General features: G+C 31.2%; 18 protein-coding genes and 1 pseudogene. 16 read left to right on the top strand and 3 right to left on the bottom strand.

Annotated features, from left to right (window positions below):
* Nucleotides 1-166 precede the first annotated feature (166 nt).
* Nucleotides 167-1,429: a Gfo/Idh/MocA family oxidoreductase gene (locus tag LQ688_RS08170; RefSeq protein WP_017001111.1), complete on the bottom strand. Its 1,263-nt coding sequence runs from the start codon at nucleotides 1,427-1,429 to the stop codon at nucleotides 167-169.
* A gap of 93 nt (nucleotides 1,430-1,522) precedes the next feature.
* Nucleotides 1,523-3,142: a peptide ABC transporter substrate-binding protein gene (locus LQ688_RS08175; protein WP_064211216.1), complete on the bottom strand. Its 1,620-nt coding sequence runs from the start codon at nucleotides 3,140-3,142 to the stop codon at nucleotides 1,523-1,525.
* A 404-nt stretch (nucleotides 3,143-3,546) separates the two neighbouring features.
* Here LQ688_RS08175 and LQ688_RS08180 point away from each other — a divergent pair, with 404 nt between their 5' ends.
* From LQ688_RS08180 to LQ688_RS08220, 9 genes are all read left to right on the top strand, one after another.
* Entirely contained in the window at nucleotides 3,547-4,263 is a 717-nt protein-coding gene (locus LQ688_RS08180; protein ID WP_182093697.1) for a GntR family transcriptional regulator, read from the top strand.
* 62 nt (nucleotides 4,264-4,325) lie between these two features.
* Nucleotides 4,326-5,435: an SIS domain-containing protein gene (locus LQ688_RS08185; RefSeq protein ID WP_239704018.1), complete on the top strand. Its 1,110-nt coding sequence runs from the start codon at nucleotides 4,326-4,328 to the stop codon at nucleotides 5,433-5,435.
* A 12-nt stretch (nucleotides 5,436-5,447) separates the two neighbouring features.
* Complete coding sequence (locus LQ688_RS08190) at nucleotides 5,448-6,383, top strand: 1-phosphofructokinase family hexose kinase (RefSeq protein ID WP_239704017.1); 936 nt, start codon at nucleotides 5,448-5,450, stop codon at nucleotides 6,381-6,383.
* Entirely contained in the window at nucleotides 6,384-7,328 is a 945-nt protein-coding gene (locus LQ688_RS08195; protein WP_216683635.1) for a tagatose 1,6-diphosphate aldolase, read from the top strand. It begins immediately after the preceding gene.
* Nucleotides 7,329-7,350: 22 nt separating this feature from the next.
* Nucleotides 7,351-9,135 carry a glycoside hydrolase family 35 protein gene (locus LQ688_RS08200; RefSeq protein ID WP_239704016.1) on the top strand — a complete coding sequence of 595 codons (1,785 nt, stop codon included), beginning with the start codon at nucleotides 7,351-7,353 and terminating at the stop codon, nucleotides 9,133-9,135.
* A 28-nt stretch (nucleotides 9,136-9,163) separates the two neighbouring features.
* Nucleotides 9,164-9,643 (top strand): PTS sugar transporter subunit IIB, encoded by a 480-nt coding sequence (locus LQ688_RS08205; RefSeq protein ID WP_064204948.1) that lies wholly within the window; start codon nucleotides 9,164-9,166, stop codon nucleotides 9,641-9,643.
* Between the two features lie 17 nt (nucleotides 9,644-9,660).
* On the top strand, nucleotides 9,661-10,548 hold the full coding sequence (locus tag LQ688_RS08210) for a PTS mannose/fructose/sorbose/N-acetylgalactosamine transporter subunit IIC (RefSeq protein ID WP_017001104.1): 888 nt from the start codon (nucleotides 9,661-9,663) through the stop codon (nucleotides 10,546-10,548).
* A complete protein-coding gene (locus tag LQ688_RS08215) occupies nucleotides 10,535-11,392 on the top strand; it encodes a PTS system mannose/fructose/sorbose family transporter subunit IID (protein WP_017001103.1) in 858 nt (285 codons plus the stop codon). The genes LQ688_RS08210 and LQ688_RS08215 overlap by 14 nt, the downstream gene beginning before the upstream one ends.
* A 26-nt stretch (nucleotides 11,393-11,418) precedes the next feature.
* Complete coding sequence (locus LQ688_RS08220) at nucleotides 11,419-11,820, top strand: PTS sugar transporter subunit IIA (protein WP_182093701.1); 402 nt, start codon at nucleotides 11,419-11,421, stop codon at nucleotides 11,818-11,820.
* 420 nt (nucleotides 11,821-12,240) lie between these two features.
* Here the strand turns inward: LQ688_RS08220 and LQ688_RS14130 are convergent.
* Nucleotides 12,241-12,516 (bottom strand): annotated as a pseudogene (locus LQ688_RS14130) (transposase); the annotation flags it as partial.
* A gap of 379 nt (nucleotides 12,517-12,895) precedes the next feature.
* Between LQ688_RS14130 and LQ688_RS08225 the strand changes: the two are divergent.
* The 7 genes from LQ688_RS08225 (at nucleotide 12,896) to LQ688_RS08255 (ending at nucleotide 20,885) form a co-directional block, all read left to right on the top strand.
* A complete protein-coding gene (locus LQ688_RS08225) occupies nucleotides 12,896-13,588 on the top strand; it encodes an ABC transporter ATP-binding protein (RefSeq protein ID WP_239704015.1) in 693 nt (230 codons plus the stop codon).
* A complete protein-coding gene (locus LQ688_RS08230; RefSeq protein WP_239704014.1) occupies nucleotides 13,575-14,738 on the top strand; it encodes an ABC transporter permease in 1,164 nt (387 codons plus the stop codon). The genes LQ688_RS08225 and LQ688_RS08230 overlap by 14 nt, the downstream gene beginning before the upstream one ends.
* Before the next feature lie 52 nt (nucleotides 14,739-14,790).
* A complete protein-coding gene (locus LQ688_RS08235; protein ID WP_017001097.1) occupies nucleotides 14,791-15,198 on the top strand; it encodes a hypothetical protein in 408 nt (135 codons plus the stop codon).
* 226 nt (nucleotides 15,199-15,424) lie between these two features.
* Nucleotides 15,425-16,150 (top strand): GTP pyrophosphokinase, encoded by a 726-nt coding sequence (locus LQ688_RS08240; protein ID WP_017001096.1) that lies wholly within the window; start codon nucleotides 15,425-15,427, stop codon nucleotides 16,148-16,150.
* A 182-nt stretch (nucleotides 16,151-16,332) separates the two neighbouring features.
* The gene (locus tag LQ688_RS08245; protein WP_064204954.1) at nucleotides 16,333-17,409 is read left to right on the top strand and encodes a M42 family metallopeptidase; all 1,077 of its coding nucleotides are present in this window, start codon (nucleotides 16,333-16,335) and stop codon (nucleotides 17,407-17,409) included.
* A 342-nt stretch (nucleotides 17,410-17,751) separates the two neighbouring features.
* Nucleotides 17,752-18,729 carry a Delta(5) desaturase DesA gene (desA, locus tag LQ688_RS08250; protein WP_239704013.1) on the top strand — a complete coding sequence of 326 codons (978 nt, stop codon included), beginning with the start codon at nucleotides 17,752-17,754 and terminating at the stop codon, nucleotides 18,727-18,729.
* Nucleotides 18,730-18,938: 209 nt separating this feature from the next.
* Complete coding sequence (locus LQ688_RS08255; RefSeq protein WP_345772343.1) at nucleotides 18,939-20,885, top strand: BglG family transcription antiterminator; 1,947 nt, start codon at nucleotides 18,939-18,941, stop codon at nucleotides 20,883-20,885.
* Nucleotides 20,886-20,887: the final 2 nt, after the last annotated feature.

The following is a 20,887-nucleotide window of genomic DNA, read 5'->3' on the forward strand; positions in this document are numbered from 1 at the left end:
GTCTGGGACATAAATAATTGTCCCAGACTCTCTTTTTGTATTGGCAGTAGCTGACTGTTATGAAAATGCGCTTATAACAAGCTTTTTTCATACCTAGTCATCCTTGCCGGGGTGGGACTACGAAATCTTTTTAATAAAATGAGATTTCTGTCCCACTCCTTTTGTTTTAGAATGAAGATAGTTTTTCATAATATTCGTCTATATTGATTGACTGACCTTGATTTAATCTTGATTCTTCTGCAGCAAAAGCCATTAAATGGCTAATTAAAGACTTACTAGCTACTGATCTAGAAGCTTTTTCATCAGACTCATTAATTGCGTCAATAAAGTCTCTTATAATTCCTTCGTCGCCACCACCATGACCACTGCTCACTTCAGGGAATTTAACAACTTTTTCTTCTCTTGTTAAAAAGTCGAAAATGCTTATTTCATTTGTTTGCATATTCCCTCTAATTTCTCCTTTAGTACCCATTATTTGAACAATTCTTGTTTGCTCTCTTGTAAATGCGCTCATGCTAAACGTTGCTGTTGCACCATTTTCGAATTCCATATTAACGACTTGGTGGTCAACCACGTCATTATCTGATTGAAACACACATTTACCGTAGTCAGTATGATTTAATCTTTCTACAATTGCTTCATTAGAATTCTCTTCTGTAAATTTCATCGCCCAACCTCGTCCGATACCTAAATAATAACGTCCTGCATGGAATGGGCATTCATTCTCTACTGGGCAACCATCTAAACAGCGTAACGGTGCTCCTTCAGGTTTGTTATTTTCATTAAAGTACATGAGTGATCCGAAAGAATTAATCCTTTTACAGTCTTTATCCATAATATAGCTGATAATATCCATATCATGACATGATTTTGCCAATATCATTGGACTTGATGTTTCTTTATTCTTCCAATTACCTCGTACAAAACTATGAGACATGTGCATATATTCAACATTTTCATTTAATTGAATGGAAGCAATCTCACCGATATCACCATTTTGTACAATTTTTTTAATTCTGTCCCAAAACGGAGTATATCTTAAAACGTGACATATCGTTAATGTTCTATTCATTTCATCAGCTTTTTCCACCATTTTAATACATTCTTCTGGACTAGGAGACATCGGCTTCTCAAGTAATACATGATAGCCTAACTCCAACGCCTTCATAGTTGGTTCAAAGTGTGCTTTATCTTGTGTGCAAATAATTGCAATTTCTGCATCTGGTTTCAAATCGAGTAAGCTTTTCCATGATTGCTGTACTAAGTTATCATCAAGTTCATGATTTCTCTTTATTCTTTCTCTTCGTTCAAGTACAGGTTCTGCTACACCTACTAGTTGTATTTTGTGAGGCAGTGACTTTATTAAATTCGCATAAACTCGACCCCCTCTATCACCTGCACCTAACAAAATTGCTTTTTTAATTGTCATTGAAAAGTCCCCTTTATGCTTTAAAAGTTTTATATTAATATAATAGATTGCTTGTTAAATATGATTTTTTAATATTGTTCATAGTTGATTGTCCTATCGGTCTAATTTTACATGTTTATATTCTTTTGTCCCTACGTAATGAATAATACGCCCATTTACTTCTTTCTTTGTTAATCTCGCTTTACCTTTTTGATAAAGTGGTATGACCATCGCATCTTCTAGCAACATTTCTTCTGCATTTGCTAATTCATCCCATCTTTTATCTGGGTCTTTAAGCAATGTTGTTTTACCGTCGTTTATTATTTTATCGTACTTAGGATTATTGTATCCCGTTTCTCCTTTAGTAGTTTCGCTCAGGAATAAATCTAAAAATGTCATAGGGTCTGGATAGTCTGGGCCCCATCCTGTTAGAGCTACATCATAGTCACCTTTTTTAGTTAAAGCGATTTTTTGTTTGTTAGGTTGTTGCTTAATTGACATCGTAACACCAGGTAGATGTTTTTCAACTTGTTCTTTAAAATATTCTGCGTCTCTTTTAGCATTGTCTTGATCAAATGTTAAAAATTCAATATTGATTTTATCTTTTCCTAAATCTTTTTTAGCTTTTTCTAACGATGCTTGTGCTTTTTTAACATCGTAAGAATAAGGTGGGTTAACTAATTTGTTATAATCTTGTTTCTCGTCATTTGTAAAAACTTCTTTAGGTGTAAAAGTATCAATTGGTGCTGAACCATCGTTTAAATTATTGTTAACATATGCTTTTTTATCAATCGCTTGTGCAATTGCAGCTCTTAAATCTTTATTTTGAAGGTCTTTATTTGTCTGTGTGTTTATTTGTATATAGTAAGTTGCAGATTCTAGTTTTGTGTCGAAACCTTCTTTATCTTTATTTGAATTTACATTTTGTGAACTTAACTCTGTCGTATCAACTTTGTCATTATTATATAAATTGAGTGCTGTTTGCTCATCTTTAATAACGCTGTAATCAATACCTTTAAGTGCAACATTATCTTTATCCCAATACTCTTTGTTTTTCTTAAGTTTATAGTTATCTTCAACTTTCCAACTCTTCATAACAAACGGTCCGCTGTACAATGTTTTATCTACTGATGTACCATATTTACTGCCTTGTTTCTTAACAAATTTTTCATTTAGTGGCATGAATGTACCAAATGTTAACAATTCTTTGTAATACGGTAATTCTTCGTTTAAAGTCAGTTCTAAAGTATGATCATCAATCGCTTTAACACCTAATTCTTCAACCTTTTTCTCACTTTTATTAATAGCTTCAGCATTTTTAATGTCATACATGATATATGCATATTCAGCAGCTGTTTCAGGATCTACAGCTCTTCTCCACGCGTAAACAAAATCATGTGCTGTGACTGGTTCTCCATTTGACCATTTAGCATCTTTTCGTAAATCGAATGTCCATGTCCTACCGTTATTTGATTTTTTAGGATCACCTTTTGCAATTGCAGGTTCTGCTTTATCATCTTTATCTAAACGATATAAACCTTCTTGGGTTGCGTTCATGACTTCAAATGCTCCAGCTTCTACTGCCAAACTAGAATCCAAGGTCGTTAAATCGGAAGGTGCTATTAATCTCAGTGTGTCCTTAGGCTCTTTCTTCCCCGCATCTGTTCCACTACATCCAGCTAAAAATATTACCAAACCTAATACATAAATGCCCATTTTATAAAAATTATTCATCAAATCAATCCCCTTATTTGTTTGATAGTGTTAAATCATGTTTATACTATCATAGAAATTTGAATTTTCAATTAATTTTATGCAATAAATATTTTTATTGAAACAATGACGAGCGATTTTTAATATATAATTTTATACGATTGAGAGGCTTTATAACGGTGTTTCTATAAGTATTGATTCTTTATGTTTTGGTGTGAAAAAATATTATTATAATGTGTTTTATGAAAAAGTTACTCATTTCAAAAAAATTTGTTATTATAAATAAACATAATCAATCAAAAAACAACAATATTATTTTAAGCTAAAATTCAAAAGCTTGGTGAAATATGAGAAAAATAATGTGACTTTACATTTAATTTTAAAAGTATTAAACTAAAAGTGGTCATAACCAGCAAGGAGAAAAAATGAAAAACTTAAATACACCTTTATATTTTCAAGTCTATAAAGACATAAAGTATAAGATTCAAAATGGTCAATACAAAGAAGGAGAAAAATTACCTTCTGAACGAAATTTATATTCGCAATATGATGTTAGCCGTATAACTATAAGAGAAGCTCTAAAACTTCTAGAAGAAGAAGGCTATATTAGACGAGAACATGGACGTGGATCTATCGTACTAGGCAGTCAGTACAATCAAATGCTAGATAGTCTTTATAGTTTTAAAGATGAGATAGAAAAGAATGGAGACCAACCAAGCACGATAATGTTAAGCCTTAAAAAAATTGCTTCTACAGAACATTTACAAAAGAAAATGGGGATACTGCCACATCAAGAAGTTTATGAATTACGTCGTTTAAGGTTAGCCAACGACAAACCATTGATTTATGAAACGAGTTATTTACCAGTTAAGTTTTGCGAGGGTTTAGAAAAATTCGATTTTAATAGCCATTCTTTATATAACACATTAGATAAATACTATGATATCCAAATTATTCGCGCGTATGAAAATTTAACTGCAAGAAAATTATCCGAATCACAAGCTAAATATTTAGAAACAGATATAAACGATACTTGCATGTTTATAGAGCGCTTTAGTTATATTGAAGAAGGCATTATTGAATATACTGAAACGGTTGCCAAAGCAAAAGATTACAAATATACCGTTAAATTAATTGGCTAGATTTAACGGTATATAATTTAACAATACTGGTTATGACAACATGACCAATTAGGAGGATTTATATGTTGAATGAAACAAATACTTATAAAGAAATCAGGCAACAGCCAAAAATATGGAAAGAAACAGAAGGTATTGTAGCCTCATCTAAACAGGAGTTCGTTGATTTTGTAAATAAAGTTAATGAACATGCGGATGGTAAACCTGTGAAAGTTTATTTTACTGGTGCAGGTTCTTCAGCATATGTAGGCGATATATTACGCTTAGCTAAATCAAATAAATTTAGTGAAGGTTGGGATTTTGAGAATGTCTCTACAACTCATTTCGTAACTAATCCACTTTCATTTATTGAAGAGGGAACTGTTTATGTATTTGTATCATTTGCTCGTTCAGGAAATAGTCCAGAAACAAAAGGGACAATTGAAATAGCTGATCAATTAGCAGATAAAGCGTTTCATATCTTTATTACGAATAATAAAGATGGTTTTTTAGGTACATATGAAAACGACAATATTTTTAAAATTATATTACCTGAGGAAACAAATGATAAATCACTTGCTATGACTTCAAGTTTTTCTTCTATGCTTTTATCAGCATATTTGTTATTTGGCGGCGAAGTGTCCAACGACTTTTATGATAAAGCTGAAAAATCATTTGATAGTATCGATGAATTAGCTGACAAAATTTCTGGATATGATTACAAAAAAGTATTTTATGTTGGTACTGGGATTATAGGTGAGCTTACACGTGAAGTTGCTTTGAAGTTAAATGAATTAACTAGTGGTCAGATTGGTATATCACGTGAAACAACACTTGGATTTAGGCATGGTCCAAAAGCAGGGCTGAGTAAAGAATCAATATTTATACTATTGCGTAGTAATCACTCATACCGTCGTCAATACGAAAAGGACTTAATTAAAGAAATAGAAAGTGGTAATCCAGATTATCAAATACTTATTTTAGGGCCTAATAATGATGATTCCAATCAAGCGGTTGCTTTAAATAATGCTGAAGATTTCAATGACTTCGAATTAGCTTTAACTTATCTCATATTTGGTCAATTGTTAGCAAGCAAGCAGTCTATTAAATTTGGTTTGAATCCTGACAATCCGAGTCCTACAGGTTTTATTAACCGCGTTGTTAAAGGCGTTACAATTTATGACTTTGAGGAATAATGGAGGTATTTCATGATTATCACACATACTTTTAATCCATCCATAGATATCACTTACAATGTTGAGCAATTACAGTTAGGGAACGTACACAGACCTGTTCAAACAATTAAAAATGCGGGCGGAAAAGGGTTAAATGTTTCCAAAGTGTTATTGCAGCTCGGAGCAGATTTAAAAGCTCATACTTATTTGGGTGGAGAAAATGGCCAATGGATAGAAAGACAACTGAATGAAATAGGTATACCGACAATTGCTACTCATATCAAAGGCAGTACCCGCCAGTGTATAGCTATTAACGATGGCTCGAAACAAACAGAAATACTTGAGCAAGGCCCTGAAATTTCACAAGATGAACAACATGATTATCTAGATAATTTTCAAAAGAATCATAATCATATAGATGTTATGGCTATTAGCGGAAGTACACCTGCATTACAAGGCAATACACCAAAGAATCATGTTAAAAGCATTTTAGAAAATTCGAGCGATAGTTATAATATTTTAGATATAAGGGCGTCAGAATTAATAGATATATTAGAAACGAAAGCACCGGTACACTGTATAAAACCAAATGAAGAAGAATTTAAAACGTTAGTAAAAGAATCAAGTCTGAGTGACAAAAAAATTTACAACTTATTGAAAGCGCATACATTATTTAATGATTTAGATGTGTTTGTCACTCTTGGAGATAAGGGAGCAATAGTTAAATTAAAAGATAAAATATACAAAGCAGAAATACCTGAAATTACAGCTGAGAACTCTGTAGGTTCAGGTGACGCCACAGTTGCTGGTATTGCATTTGGTATGGAAAAATTTTATAACGAAAATGAAAAAATAATACGTTTAGCACTATCATGTGGTATGTCTAACGCAACACAAAAAGAAACAGGTCATATCAATCCAGAACAAGCTCAAGAGTTTGCTAACAAAATTAAAGTGGAGTTGTTATAAATGACAAAAAAAGATTTGAGTAAATTATTAGATGAAAATGGTGTATTTTCAGCTATTGCGATTGACCAAAGAGGCGCTTTGGAAAGGTTATTGAAAGATTATGCAAATGAAGAAAACATTTCATCATTTAAAAGCCTAGTTTCAGAAATATTAACGCCTTATGGTTCTAGTATATTATTGGATCCAGAATATGGGATGGAAGCGGCGCGAAAAAAAGATAAAGATGCAGGGTTAATTCTTGCATATGAACAAACAGGATATGAAAAAAGTGTGCCAGGACGTTTACCAAGACTTATTGAAAATCAATCAGTGCAAAAATTAAAAGAAAAAGGTGCAGATGCTATAAAAATTTTGATTTATTACGATGCTGATGAGTCTGATGAGATTAACGATAAGAAAAAGGCGTTTGTGGAGCGTATCGGTAGCGAATGCGAGACAGAAGATGTGCCGTTCTTACTAGAAATATTGACTTATGATAGTCATATTACTGATGAAAAAGGACCTGAATTTGCTAAATTAAGACCGAACAAAGTTATTCGTGCAATGAATTCATTTAGCGAACCACGTTATAAAGCTGATGTATTAAAAGTAGAAACACCTGTAAACATGAACTATGTAGAAGGATTAGGAGATAAAGAAGTTGTATACACACAGAAAGAGGCGGCGCAATACTTTGAAGAACAAAACAATAGCACAAACCTTCCTTATATTTTCTTAAGTGGTGGTATTTCGGCTGACTTATTTAACAAAAGTTTAAAATTTGCTAAAGATTCTGGTTCGAAATTTAATGGTGTCTTATGTGGTCGAGCTACATGGAAAGGTGCTACTGAAACTTTAGTTACTGATGGATGGGATGCTTCAGAAAAATGGTTAAATGATATAGGTTTACAAAACTTGAAAGCATTAAATCAAGTTAACCAAATTAACGCTACACCAATCAAATAACTTTAAAACGGGAGTGCAATTAATGAGTAGATTCGAAATTTCAGAAACATTTTATTTAGATGGACGTCCTTTACAAATATTATCTGGTGCAATACATTACTTTAGAATCCCAAGCGGGGATTGGTATCAAAGTTTATATAATTTAAAATCTTTAGGGTTTAATACAGTAGAAACGTATGTACCTTGGAATTTTCATGAAGTAATTGAGGATGAATATGATTTTACAGGAAACAAAGATATAAAGCGGTTTATTAAGATAGCTGAGGAATTGGGGTTATACGTTATAATTCGCCCTTCACCGTATATTTGTGCAGAGTGGGAATTTGGTGGATTACCAGCATGGTTATTAAATTATCGATATATGCGTATACGTTCTTCAGATGAAAGTTTCATCGAAAAAGTTGCTAAGTATTATGATGAATTATTTAAAATTTTAACGCCTCTACAAATTGACGAAAATGGACCGATTATTATGATGCAAGTTGAAAATGAATATGGTTCTTACGGTCAAGATAAAGAATATTTATCGCGCTTAAAAGATTTAATGTTAGAGCGAGGTACTACAGTTCCATTATTTACATCAGATGGAGCTTGGAACCAGTGCTTAAGTGCTGGAAGCATGATTGATCAAAATATTTTAGTGACTGGGAATTTTGGTTCTCGAACGCATGAAAACTTTAATAATCTTAAAAATTTTCAAGAGGAATATTCGAAGAAATGGCCATTAATGTGTATGGAGTTTTGGGATGGCTGGTTTAACCGCTGGGGCGATGAAATCATTAAACGTGATACGGATGATTTAATCAATGATGTAAAAATAGCAATTAGAGATGGTCATATTAACTTATATATGTTCCATGGTGGAACCAATTTTGGATTTTGGAATGGCAGTTCGGCACGTGGCAACACAGATTTACCACAAATCACATCATATGATTATGATGCACCACTTGATGAATCAGGTAATCCTACTGATAAATATTTTGCATTACAAAATTTAGTAAAAAACGAAAAGAACGATATCCAACAACGCCCTCCTAAATATCGAGAATTTATGGAAATCAATAATATAGAAGTAACAGATCAAGTAAGTCTATTTGAAATTTTAGATGATATATCAATCAAAACAACTTCTAAATACCCTCAAACTATGGAGGAAGCAGGAGATGGTTATGGATACTTTGTTTATCGTACTCATATCAAACGTGAAAGTCACAAAGAGAATTTAAGAATAATCGATGCTCGAGATAGAATACATTTATTTATCGATAATAAATTAGAACATGTAGCGTATCAAGATGAAATAGGAGCACAAATTGAAGTTCAATTACAAAATGATCAACCTCAAATTGATGTTTTAGTTGAAAATATGGGGCGTGTAAATTATGGTCATAAGTTACTTTCTAGCACTCAACGTAAAGGGCTTGGACAAGGATTAATGCAAGATTTACATTTTGTTCAGAATTATGAACAGTTCGATATTCAATTCAATAAATTAAGGTCAGAACATTTTCAAAAAAATTATATAAAAGGTATACCTTCATTTCATCGTTATAAATTTAATCTTGAAGAAACTTATGACACATATTTAGATATGCAACAGTTTGGTAAAGGTGTAGTTCTAGTTAATGGAATTAATATAGGTAGATACTGGGAAATTGGTCCTACTTTATCACTTTATATTTCCAAATCATTCTTAAATGTTGGAGAAAATGAAATCGTTATTTTTGAGACAGAAAATAAAGCGAATTCAACTATTAATTTAAAGAAATCACCTATAACAATTGATAATAAAATAGATAACTAACTTATTCAAAACAAAGGGGTAATTAATTATGACAATCATTGCAAATAGAGTTGACGGAAGATTAATCCACGGACAAGTAGCTAATTTATGGGCTACAAAATTAAATATTACGCGCTTTTTAGTCATTGACGATGAAGTAGCACAAAGTGATATTGATAAACAAAGCTTAAAACTTGCGACACCATCGGGAATTAGATTAAGTGTCTTACCGATAGAAAAAGCCGCTCATAATATAAATAATGGTAAATACGATTCTCAACGTTTAATGGTTATTGCTAGGAAACCAGACAGATTCTTACAATTGCTTGAACATGGCGTGAAATTAGATGAGCTAAATGTTGGTAACATGTCTCAAACAGAAGAGACTCAATCATTAACAAAATCTATTAATGTCACTGATACAGATATTGATGTTTTCAAAAAGTTGAATGATAAAGGGTTAAAAATTGTTTCACAGATGGTGCCTAACGATGAGGCAGTTAACTTTATGTCTCTACTCAATAAATAATAAAGGGGAGATGAATCATGGATATCTTATGGTGGCAAGTGATTTTCTTATCGATTTATGCAGGTTACCAAATATTAGATGAATTACAGTTCAATACACTGAACCAACCCGTATTTGCGGGGTTAATTGCCGGTTTGATAATGGGAGATATGAAGACGGGATTAATAATCGGTGGTGGTATGCAATTAGTTGTTTTAGGAGTTGGTACATTCGGGGGCGCTTCTAAAATTGATGCGAACTCAGGTACTATAATAGCTGTAGCATTTTCAGTTGCACTAGATATGAATACACAACAAGCTTTATCAACTTTAGCAATACCAGTTGCCAGTTTAATGATTCAAATGGATGTTTTAGCACGTATGACTAATACATTTTTTGCACATCGCATTGATACACACATTGAGAATATGAATTACAAAGCGATAGAGAGGAATTTTCTATTCGGAATAATTCCGTGGTCGTTATCTAGAATGATTCCAGTAGCTCTAGCATTAGCTTTTGGCGCCCATGTAGTACGACCAGTAGTAAATTATTTAAACACAGATCTTAAGTGGTTAGGGGATGGATTAACGACAGCTGGGGCAGTGTTGCCGGCTGTAGGTTTTGCAATATTATTAAGATATTTACCAGTCAAAAAACATTTTCCTTATTTCATTTTAGGTTTTATTATTACCGCAATATTCTCCACAGTATTTACTAGTGTTAATAGTGTTGGTAACGCAGTGTCAGGTATGTCTAAAAAATTCGATTTTACAGAATCTAGTTTACCAATGTTAGCTGTAGCACTTATTGGTTTTTCATTAGCAGCTATAGATTATAAACGCAATACTGAAAAGCCATCGCCTACTCAAAATAGTGCTTCTGCAGATGACGAGGAAGGGGAGATAGACGATGACGAGCTTTGATAATACACCAGAAAATAATGAACAAATACAGCCATCTTCTACAGGGTATCAATTAACTCAAAAAGACTTTAACCAAATTAACCGACGCAGTTTACTGTTTTACCAATTAGGTTGGAACTATGAACGTATGCAAGGTAGCGGTTATTTATTCATCATTTTACCTCAATTAAGAAAAATTTACGGAGACGATTCGCCTGAATTAAAAGAAATGATGAAAATACATTCTCAGTTTTTCAATACGAGTAATTTCTTCAATACTATTATTACAGGTATTGACCTTGCAATGGAAGAAGAAGAACAATATAAAGCTAAAGACACAGTAAAAGGGATGAAAGTAGGATTGATGGGATCTTTTGCTGCTGTAGGTGACTCTCTATTTGCTTCTTTAATACCTACTATTTTTGGGGCTTTAGCAGGTAACATGGCACAACAAGGTAATCCAGTCGGAGCACTAATATGGATATTTGCAACGGTAGCTATTGTGATCTTCAGATGGAAACAGCTAGGATATGCATATAAAGAAGGGGTATCACTTGTTACGACAATGCAACATCGATTAGAAACATTAACAAACGCAGCGACATTACTTGGGGTCTTTATGGTTGGCGCACTAGTAGCATCCATAGTAAAAGTTGAATTTGCTTGGAAACCAACCATTGGTGATGTAACTATTGATATTCAAGAAAACGTTGATATGATTTTACCTAAATTATTACCGTTAATTATTGCATTAAGTATTTATTGGTTACTTGGACGCAAACATATGAATGCTACAAGAGCTATATTTATTGTGCTAATTGTATCAATCATTCTATCAGCATTAGGTATTATTACTCCAAGTTAATAAATATTTAAAGGAGATAAATAATTATGGAGAAATTAATTTTAGTAAGTCACGGAAAATTTTGTGAAGGTATTAAAGACAGTGTTGAAATGATATTAGGTCCTCAAGAACATATTTTCACAGTATCATTATTAGAAGAAGACGGACCACAAGACTTAGAGAGCAAATTTACGCAACATATTGATAAAGATGATGATGTTGTAGTTTTTGTAGATATACTTGGAGGCACACCAGCAAATATAATAAGTAAACTTATTATGCAAGGTGAAGAACTAGAGCTATATACAGGAATGAACTTACCTATGATAATAAGTTATCTAAATGGCCAAATGATTAATGAAGAAGTAGATTATATCTATAAAGGAAGAAAAGGAATCGTAAAAGTAAACGATATAATAAACGAATCTGAAAGTGAAGAAGATGAATAAAAGTAATAATTTTAGAGCTAGGGATAGAGGTCCCAAGCTCTTTTTTGCTCAAAATTAAAGATAAAGCTGGCAAACTTTTCGATTTAGTAGAAACGTGTATTAAGATGTATTAAATATAAGTGATATAAAGATCGCACTAACGCGTTTGTTGAAAAAGTCTAGCCCGTTAGAGTACTTTTTCATATTTGTTTAGGGTAAAATTACATTGAAATCATGAATTATTTTGCGCTAACGTGCTTGTTTTGATTCACTAGCCCGTTAGAAAATGTAACGAGCTTGTCTATAGTTTCTTGCACGTTAGAGCACTTTTTATATTTGTTTTAGGGTAAAATTACATTGAAATCATGAATTATATCGTGCTAACATGCTTGTTTAAACTCACAAGCCTGTTAGAAAATGTAACGTGCAAGAGTAAAATATCTAGCCCGTTAAGGCTCTTTTAGTATTATCTAGATTTTCTTGAATAACCATGAATAATGCAATAATTAATCTAAAAGCTGAGTATAGGATAGGGAAAGTCTTAATGACTTTCCCTTTTTTAAGTTGCATATTTATATTTTTAATAGAATTAGTAGTTCGTATATTCTTAGGGTGTTGTGCTGGAAATCTATAAAACTGTATGACGTCTTCGAAGCTCTGATCTAATATATTTAAAGTTTCTGAATACTTAGGATAATTTTTGACTTTGCAACAGAAACAATCTATAGACAAAGCTATATTCCACTAGTATTTAAAAAATAATCCTTCCTATAATATTTCTACTAACTTGCCTAGAAATCATCCTGAGTGAACAGTAAAAATCTCTTTTTATTCAATTTTTTGTTGAAATCCAAAGTTTAAAAATAATCACGATTAAGGTGCTAGCATATAGATACCATCATTCATTTAAGAATTATCCTGTCAAAGTTATTAACAGTAGCACAAACTAACATTACAATTAATAATAATTGGTTAAATATGTTAATTTATTATGAAAAGAGATTCACGCAATATTATTTTTTAAATAAAATATTGTTGTGAGAAAAAATATTTTTATTAGAGCTTGGATATTATTAATTTATAGTGAGGATATAATTTGAAGAGATTAATAAAATTAAATCATATAACAAAAGAATACCGAAATGGTAAGCAAAGCTTAAACGTTTTAAAAGGAATTTCTTTAGATATAAATGCAGGTGACTTTGTTTCAATAGTAGGAAAGTCAGGGTCAGGTAAGTCTACATTATTAAATATTATAGGGTTATTAGATGTAGATTTTTCTGGAGAATACTTATTTGAAGAAAAAGAAATCAATAGAACAAGTGATTTAAAACTGTCAAAATTTAGAAACCAGAAAATTGGTTTTATCTTTCAAAATTTTAATTTAATTGATGAGTACACAGTGTTAGAAAACATTTATTTACCATCTTTATATTCTGAAACAAAAATTAATACAGAGTACATTCAATATTTGATAAAGAAATTAAATTTAGAGCAACAAGTAAACGAGTATGCTTGTAACTTATCTGGTGGGCAAAAGCAAAGAGTTGCGATAATTAGAGCTTTAGCAAATAAACCTAGCCTCATTATCGCAGATGAGCCTACGGGATCTCTAGACGAAAAGAATCGTAATTTAATATTAAATACATTTAGAGGTATTCATGAAGAAGGTATGACAATAATATTAGTGACACATGATCCGACAGTAGCTCAATTATCAAATAAAAAATACATTATGAAAGATGGGTTACTTTATTCAGAGCTAGGGGTGTGCGATGAAAATTATTAACGTATTTAAAGATGTATTCAAATTACTATTAAGAAATAAAAGACAAAGTATTTTAACAGCTATAGCTTTAGCGATTGCTAGTTTTGTTGTTCTAATTGTACAAGCAAGTAGTGAATTTACCAATGAGTCTTTATCAGATAATCTTCAATTAGAGAAAGAACAAACTACACTCAATTATGTAGGAGAAAATGTTATAGAACCTACAGGATTTACAGAAGAAGATAAAAACTCAATAGAAAAGTTAATTAAAACTAAAGCTCAATTAGTATCCAGTTCTTACGGAACAAAGGTGAATGTATTCTTAGGTACCTCTAAACAAATTCTCAGCTATAGAACATTAGAAGATTTAAAGAAAAACGAAGTGAACATGCCAAAGGTCTTGAAGGGAAAGAAACTAGGGGGACAAAAGGATAAATCAAATGAAATAGCAATAAGTGATAAGGCATTAATAGATCTAACTCGTCAAAATAATATAGAGAAATTTATTAATAGCAATATAAAAATTAAAAATAAAAACTATAAAATAAGTACAATTTATAAAGCATCTACTATTAATGAATTACTACCCTCGTTAATAGTTACAGAACAAACAAAGAAAGATATTATGCAAAATAAAATCTATTATGATGAAATGATTATATTTACACAAAATCAAACAGACATAAATAAAGCATTAGGTTTTCTAGATAAAAATGGAACATATAAGGGAACTGGAAGTTATACATATACAGACAATAAAGGTATTTATGAAGAAACAAAAACACAGACAGAAACAATATTGAACTTCATTGCACTACTTTCAAGCATTTCAATTTTTGTGGCGGGATTTGGAGTTATGAATGCTATGCTTTCGTCAATTAGTGAGCGTTCTAAAGAAATAGCTATTCGACGTGCTCTAGGAGCAAAAAAGAGCGATATACAAGTATCATATATCATTGAAGGTACACTACTCTCATCTATAGGTGGTATAGCAGGTATAGTTTTAACATTAATATTTATCTTTTTAATGAATATGATAGGTTTAGTAGCTAGTCTAACTATTTTACAAATTATCATAACGTTTTTAGCTACAGTTATTTTTGGAATACTATTTAGTATTATTCCTGCTATGGTTGCTGCAAATAAGAATGTTGTCGAAGGTCTAAAATAATGATATTGATGTGAAATATTATTTATAGGTTACATCTAAGGAGTAAAGCTTAATGAAAATAAATTCAATAATTATATTTATATTAATGCTAGAAATAGCATTTAGCTTAATATTCATAAATAATTTAAATATTTTTCAACATATGCTTTTCGTACAATTAATACCTTCATTTTTATTAGCAATATTTATAGGTAGGGGTGCAAGTGGAAAGAAATTATTTTGGCTCTATATAATTGTAGGTTCAATATTATATTCGATTATGATGTATATATTATTATTAGTAACACCAATGGATGTTATTGAAAATAATACAGTTCAATCTAGCACATCAATTTTTGAATTTAATAAAACTATTAAATTTACAACATATTTAGGCTTCTTTATTCAAGAGCTTTTATTGTCTTCCTTTGTAGTATTAATAATAAAAATAATAAGAAAAATTAACTTAGGAAGATTTTAAAAGTAACTCTCTATATTATACCCAATACCTAATAAAAAGACGGTATTTGTTAGCTTAGTTACATTTTAAAAACAAACGGTAAACAACTTGTTGTTAGTGAAAACTAAGCTCCGTTAAGCCAAATAATCATAGAACTCAGCCTCTCATTCTTTGATGTAAAATTTTTAAATGATATAATTAATACTAAGAAAATATATTTTTATTTAAAAATATAAGGAGAATATCTATGTATATAGAAAGAAAACCATCAATTAATTTAACTGAGTTGAAAAAAGAGTTCACAAATCATTTGAATGAAATTGAGAGGCCTCAAACGACGGAACAAGCGATGGAAGAGTTATTTAATTTTGTGGAATTGCAACATACTTACGCTTCGGCTTTAGAAGAAATTGGTACAAAGCTCAAAATTTTAGATGATGAATTTCAGGTAGCTTACAAACATAATCCTATCCATCATATGGAAAAAAGGGTTAAAGAATTCCCAAGTGTAGTCAAAAAGTTAAAGAGAAAAGGTTTTCCATTGAACGCAAAGTCAGCTCGCGATAATTTACAAGATATAGCGGGTATTCGTGTAGTGTGCAATTATTTAGAGGATGTTTATACGATTGAACAGTTGCTACTAAGACAAGAAGATATTAAATTATTAAAAAGAAAAGATTACATTAATAATCCTAAGCCAAACGGTTATAAAAGTTTGCATTTAGTAGTTTCTATACCAGTATTTTTAGCTGAAAGGGTAGAAGTGACGCCAGTGGAAATTCAAATTAGAACAATCGGTATGGATATGTGGGCAAGTTTAGAACATAAGCTTAGATACAAAAACACACATATTTCAACAGAACAATACCAAGACAAACTAAAAGAATGTTCAGCTGAAATTACTAATGTTGAAAGAAAAATGCAAGAAATGAACAATGAAATTTATAAGAGTACATTTATTGAAACAGAATAATTATATGGATTAATACACCTCAAAGTTAGATGAGAAATTTAACATTGGGGTGTATTTTATTATTCAGAAAAATATTTTGTTAAAAAAACTGAAAAATCAATCAAATCAATCCTTCTCATAACACTTTTGTTAAAGAGAATGATAAAATAGAAATGTTGAAAAAATATTAAGGGGGAAGTAAAATGGCTGATTCAGTAAAATTATTAAAAACATTAACAGACATTAATGGCATTTCTGGATATGAATACAATGTTAAATCTAAAATGCGCGAGTATTTAGAACCGGTTAGTGATGAAATTGTAGAAGATAATTTAGGTGGTATTTTCGGGAAGAAGAAAGCTAAAGATGGATCTAAAACAATTTTAATCGCAGGTCATTTAGACGAAATTGGATTTATGGTAACCCGTATCGATGACGATGGTTATATTAAGTTTACGCCAATCGGTGGTTGGTGGAACCAAGTTATGTTATCTCAAAAAGTGACTGTCACTACAGATGATGGTAAAGAATTAAGAGGTATTATTGGATCTAAACCACCTCACGTATTAAGTCCCGAAGAACGCAAAAAACCAGTAGAAATTAAAGATATGTTCATCGACTTAGGCGTAGGTGATAAAGAAGCGGTTGAAAAATTAGGCGTTGAAATAGGTAATATGGTAACGCCTTATTCAGAATTTGAAGAGCTAGGTGATGGAAACTATTTAACAGCAAAAGCATTTGATAACCGTTTTGGATGTGCTTTAAGTGTTGATGTATTAAATGAACTAAAAAATGATGAATTAGGTATTAACCTTGTTTCAGGTGCAACTGTACAAGAAGAAGTAGGTTTACGTGGAGCAAAAGTAGCAGCTAACAAAATTAAACCAGACTTATCAATCGCAGTAGACGTAGGTATTGCTTACGATACACCTGGAATGAAGGGTCAAGATCATGATACGAAGTTAGGTAATGGACCACTTGTATTATTAATGGATGGTACAAATATCGGTCATGTTGGCTTTAGAAAATTCATTAAAAATGTAGCGAAAGAGAAAAATATAGACGTACAATGGGATAACATTACTGGCGGAGGAACAGACGCAGGTAGTATCCATGTTGCAAACGAAGGCACACCAACTATCTCAATTGGTGTACCATTACGTTATATGCACTCTAACGTTTCTGTACTTCATAAAGAAGATTACTTAAATGCTGTGAGGCTTGTTGCAGAAATTGTTAAAGCATTAAATGACGATACTGTAAAAGATATCATGTGGTAACAGAACAAAAAATAAATAATGACTTTTAACATAAAAGGATTTCATCATTAGTAGTAAAACTAGTGAGAAATCCTTTTTATTTATAACCGAAATCCTTTAACAACAGCTTCTACATCTACTATTATGACTAAGTGCTAAATTATTATTAAAATAAAACAATTTTTTGTATTAATATTTTTTTATTTTTAAATGGCTATTGTTTGTAAACCTTGATATTATGATTTATTATAAGAACTAGAGATGGAAGTGCTTAGCTCTTTAAAGTAGTTCCTATTCTTATATTTATTGAATAAAGGGACGTGGAAAAATATCGAAAAAGAAAAGAAGAAGTTGCTTCGCAAAATGGTCAAACCGTTTGAAAACAACAATCTAAAGAAAAGTACTATTCAAATTATAAATACAATAATACCACTTGTATTATTGGTAACTGGTGGATTTTTAAGTTATCAATTACATTGGTCGTTATCGATATTATGTGGTGTGTTAGCTTCAGGATTTTTAATTAGAACATTTATAATTTTCCATGATTGCTGTCATGGATCGTTCTTAAGTGAGAAAAAGAACAACGATTTATTAGGGAATATAACTGGTCTTATGACATTTTTCCCTTATGAAAAATGGCGTAGAGAACATATCATTCACCATACAAGCAGTGGTAATTTAGAAAAACGTGGTATTGGTGATATTTGGGTAATGACAATTGAAGAATATCGTGATGCTTCTAAATTTACTCAATTTAAATATCGTATGTATAGACATCCGTTTGTAATGTTTATATTAGGACCAATATTCTTGATGCTTATTTCAAATAGAATGAATGCTAAAGATGCTAAACCTAAGGAAAAGCGCAATACTTGGATGCATAATATTGTATTGCTTTTATTCTACGTTGGAATGTTCTTCCTAGTAGGAGCAGTTCCATTTATGCTCGTTTTATTACCAATGTTATTTATTGCAGGTATGATGGGTATTTGGTTATTTTACATTCAACATACATTTGAAGATGCATATTTTGAAGAATCATCTGAATGGGATTATGTTAAAGCAGCGATTGAAGGTAGTTCATTCTATAAATTACCTAAAGTCTTTCAATGGATGACAGGTAATATTGGTTACCATCATGTCCATCATTTAAGCCCAAGAATACCAAACTATCAATTAGAACAAGCACACGAGAAGACACCACCATTACAACACGCGACGACAATCACGATTAAAGATAGTCTAGAATCTTTAAAATATAAATTATACGACGAAAAAAATAAATGTTTTATTACATTTAGAGAGTATACACGTCGTTTTAAAACTAGACATGTATAATAATTGAAATCGAATAATATATTCCAGCCTGTCGATAAAGTATAAACTTTGTCGGCAGGTTTTTTGTTTAATTATTACAAATATCCAAATTACGTTTAATATTTTTACTTGCTTTGATGTGAAATGTTTCGGATTATTAAACGAAGAAGTTTACACATCTAAAAGTATCGGTAAACGCTTACAATATAACTAGGGAGGTCATTTGATTGTTGAGTGAACGTCAAAGAAACATCGTATCTCATTTATCACCCGTTAAAGATTTTATAACGATTACTGAATTAGCATCTTTATTTCAAGTTTCAGAACGCACAATTCAATATGATTTGGAATATATTGAATCTTTTGCAGACCAATTAAAAATTAAAATCGAACGCAGTAAGAGTTTAGGTGTAAAAATTACATCTCAAGACGAAACTAGTTTTTTATCTGAGTCTAACGTAGAAATGGATGTACATTTTTCTAAAATTGAACGAAAAGAACAAATTATATTGAGGTTGTTTGAATCTTCTAAACCTATTAATTCTCAAACATTCGCGGATATTTTAAACGTATCTAGAAGAACAGTAGTAGAAGATTTGAAATCTGTACAGGAATGGCTAGGTAAATATTCATTACTTCTAGAATATAAGAAAAATAAAGGTTTTATAATCGAAGGTAATGAAAAAAACTTGAGAGAAGCATACGCAAATATCGTAAGCGAGTATTTTAGAAAAGCTACGCCTCACATCGGTATGAAAAACTTTTCTAAAGAAGATTTAGAAAAAATAAGACGGACTGTAATCAATATTTTAAATGAAGAAGATTTTCATCTCGTACAAGTAGGAATCGATGGATTGATATATCACATAATAATAGCTATTCATCGGGCTAAGGAACAGTATATGTTTGAAATACCAGATGAAGAATACGAACGTTTGAGACAAACTGATGTATTTGAAATTGCGATCAAAATTACTCAGCAATTAGAAGAAATATTCCCAATTAAGTTTCCTAAAAGTGAAGCAGCTTTTATTACATTACATTTATTAGGCGCTCGTGTTACTTCTTACCATGAGTATCAAGAACACAAAAATATAACTCAAATCTCAAAATTATTCATCCAAAAAGTAAGTGCACAAATAGGTATACCCCTAATTCATGATCATAAGCTAATGACTGGTTTAATCACACATTTACAACCCGCAATTCATAGAATGACATTTAACATGGCACATTCTAATCCTTTAAAAGGGGAAATCATTGATGAATATCAAGAATTATTTCACGCGGTAAAACAACAAATATACGTATTAGAGAATCCTTTTCATATAGAATTTAGCGATGATGAAGTAGCTTATCTTGTATTACATTTTGCTTCTTCTATTGAACGGTTATCTAGTGAACAAACAACACAAATTAAGGTCATATTATTATGTGGTTCAGGTGTTGGCACTTCACAATTATTAAAAAGTCGTATAAAAAATATTTATCCTGAATTTGAAATTTTAGACGCTTTTTCTATCTATGAGATTACTGAAAAAATTCTACAGTCCCATGGTGTGGATTATATTCTGTCTACTGTACCTGTCGAAGATTTTTCTGTTCCGACGATAGAAGTATCTCCTTTTCTTAACAGAGAAGATAGAGAGCGATTAAATCAACTGATTAATGACTTTAGGGAAAGGTACGTTTCAAGCTATAAAACTATAGGTCCAACTTTAGAAGATGTACTTCCTTTCAATCATATTCAAACTAATGTCATAGGTAAAAGCAGAGATGACGCTATAAAAGAGAGTGTAAAAGTATTAATAGATGAAGGGCATGTAAATGCAGCTTATGCAGGTGACATTATAAAGCATTTAGATAAATTTGGACCTTACATGGTCATTGGACCTAATATTGCGTTACTACATTCGAACTTTGAAAATGTAAATGTCCCTGTAAGTATGTCTATAATGCATTTTAAAAATGGTGTTACTTTTGGTCACGAGAGATATGATCCAGTTAAAATTATTATTATTTTAGCAACTAGTCAAGCGCAAATACATTTAAATGCATTAGGGCAACTTAGTCATTTAATAATGGATGAAGAAAAAAGAAAAGAACTACTAAATGGAAATAAAGAAAAAATTATAGAGCTCATTCATTCTGTTAGTCATAGTAAGGAGGAAATATAAAC

Source organism: Mammaliicoccus sp. J-M40 (assembly GCF_022386395.1).
GTDB lineage: Bacteria > Bacillota > Bacilli > Staphylococcales > Staphylococcaceae > Mammaliicoccus > Mammaliicoccus lentus.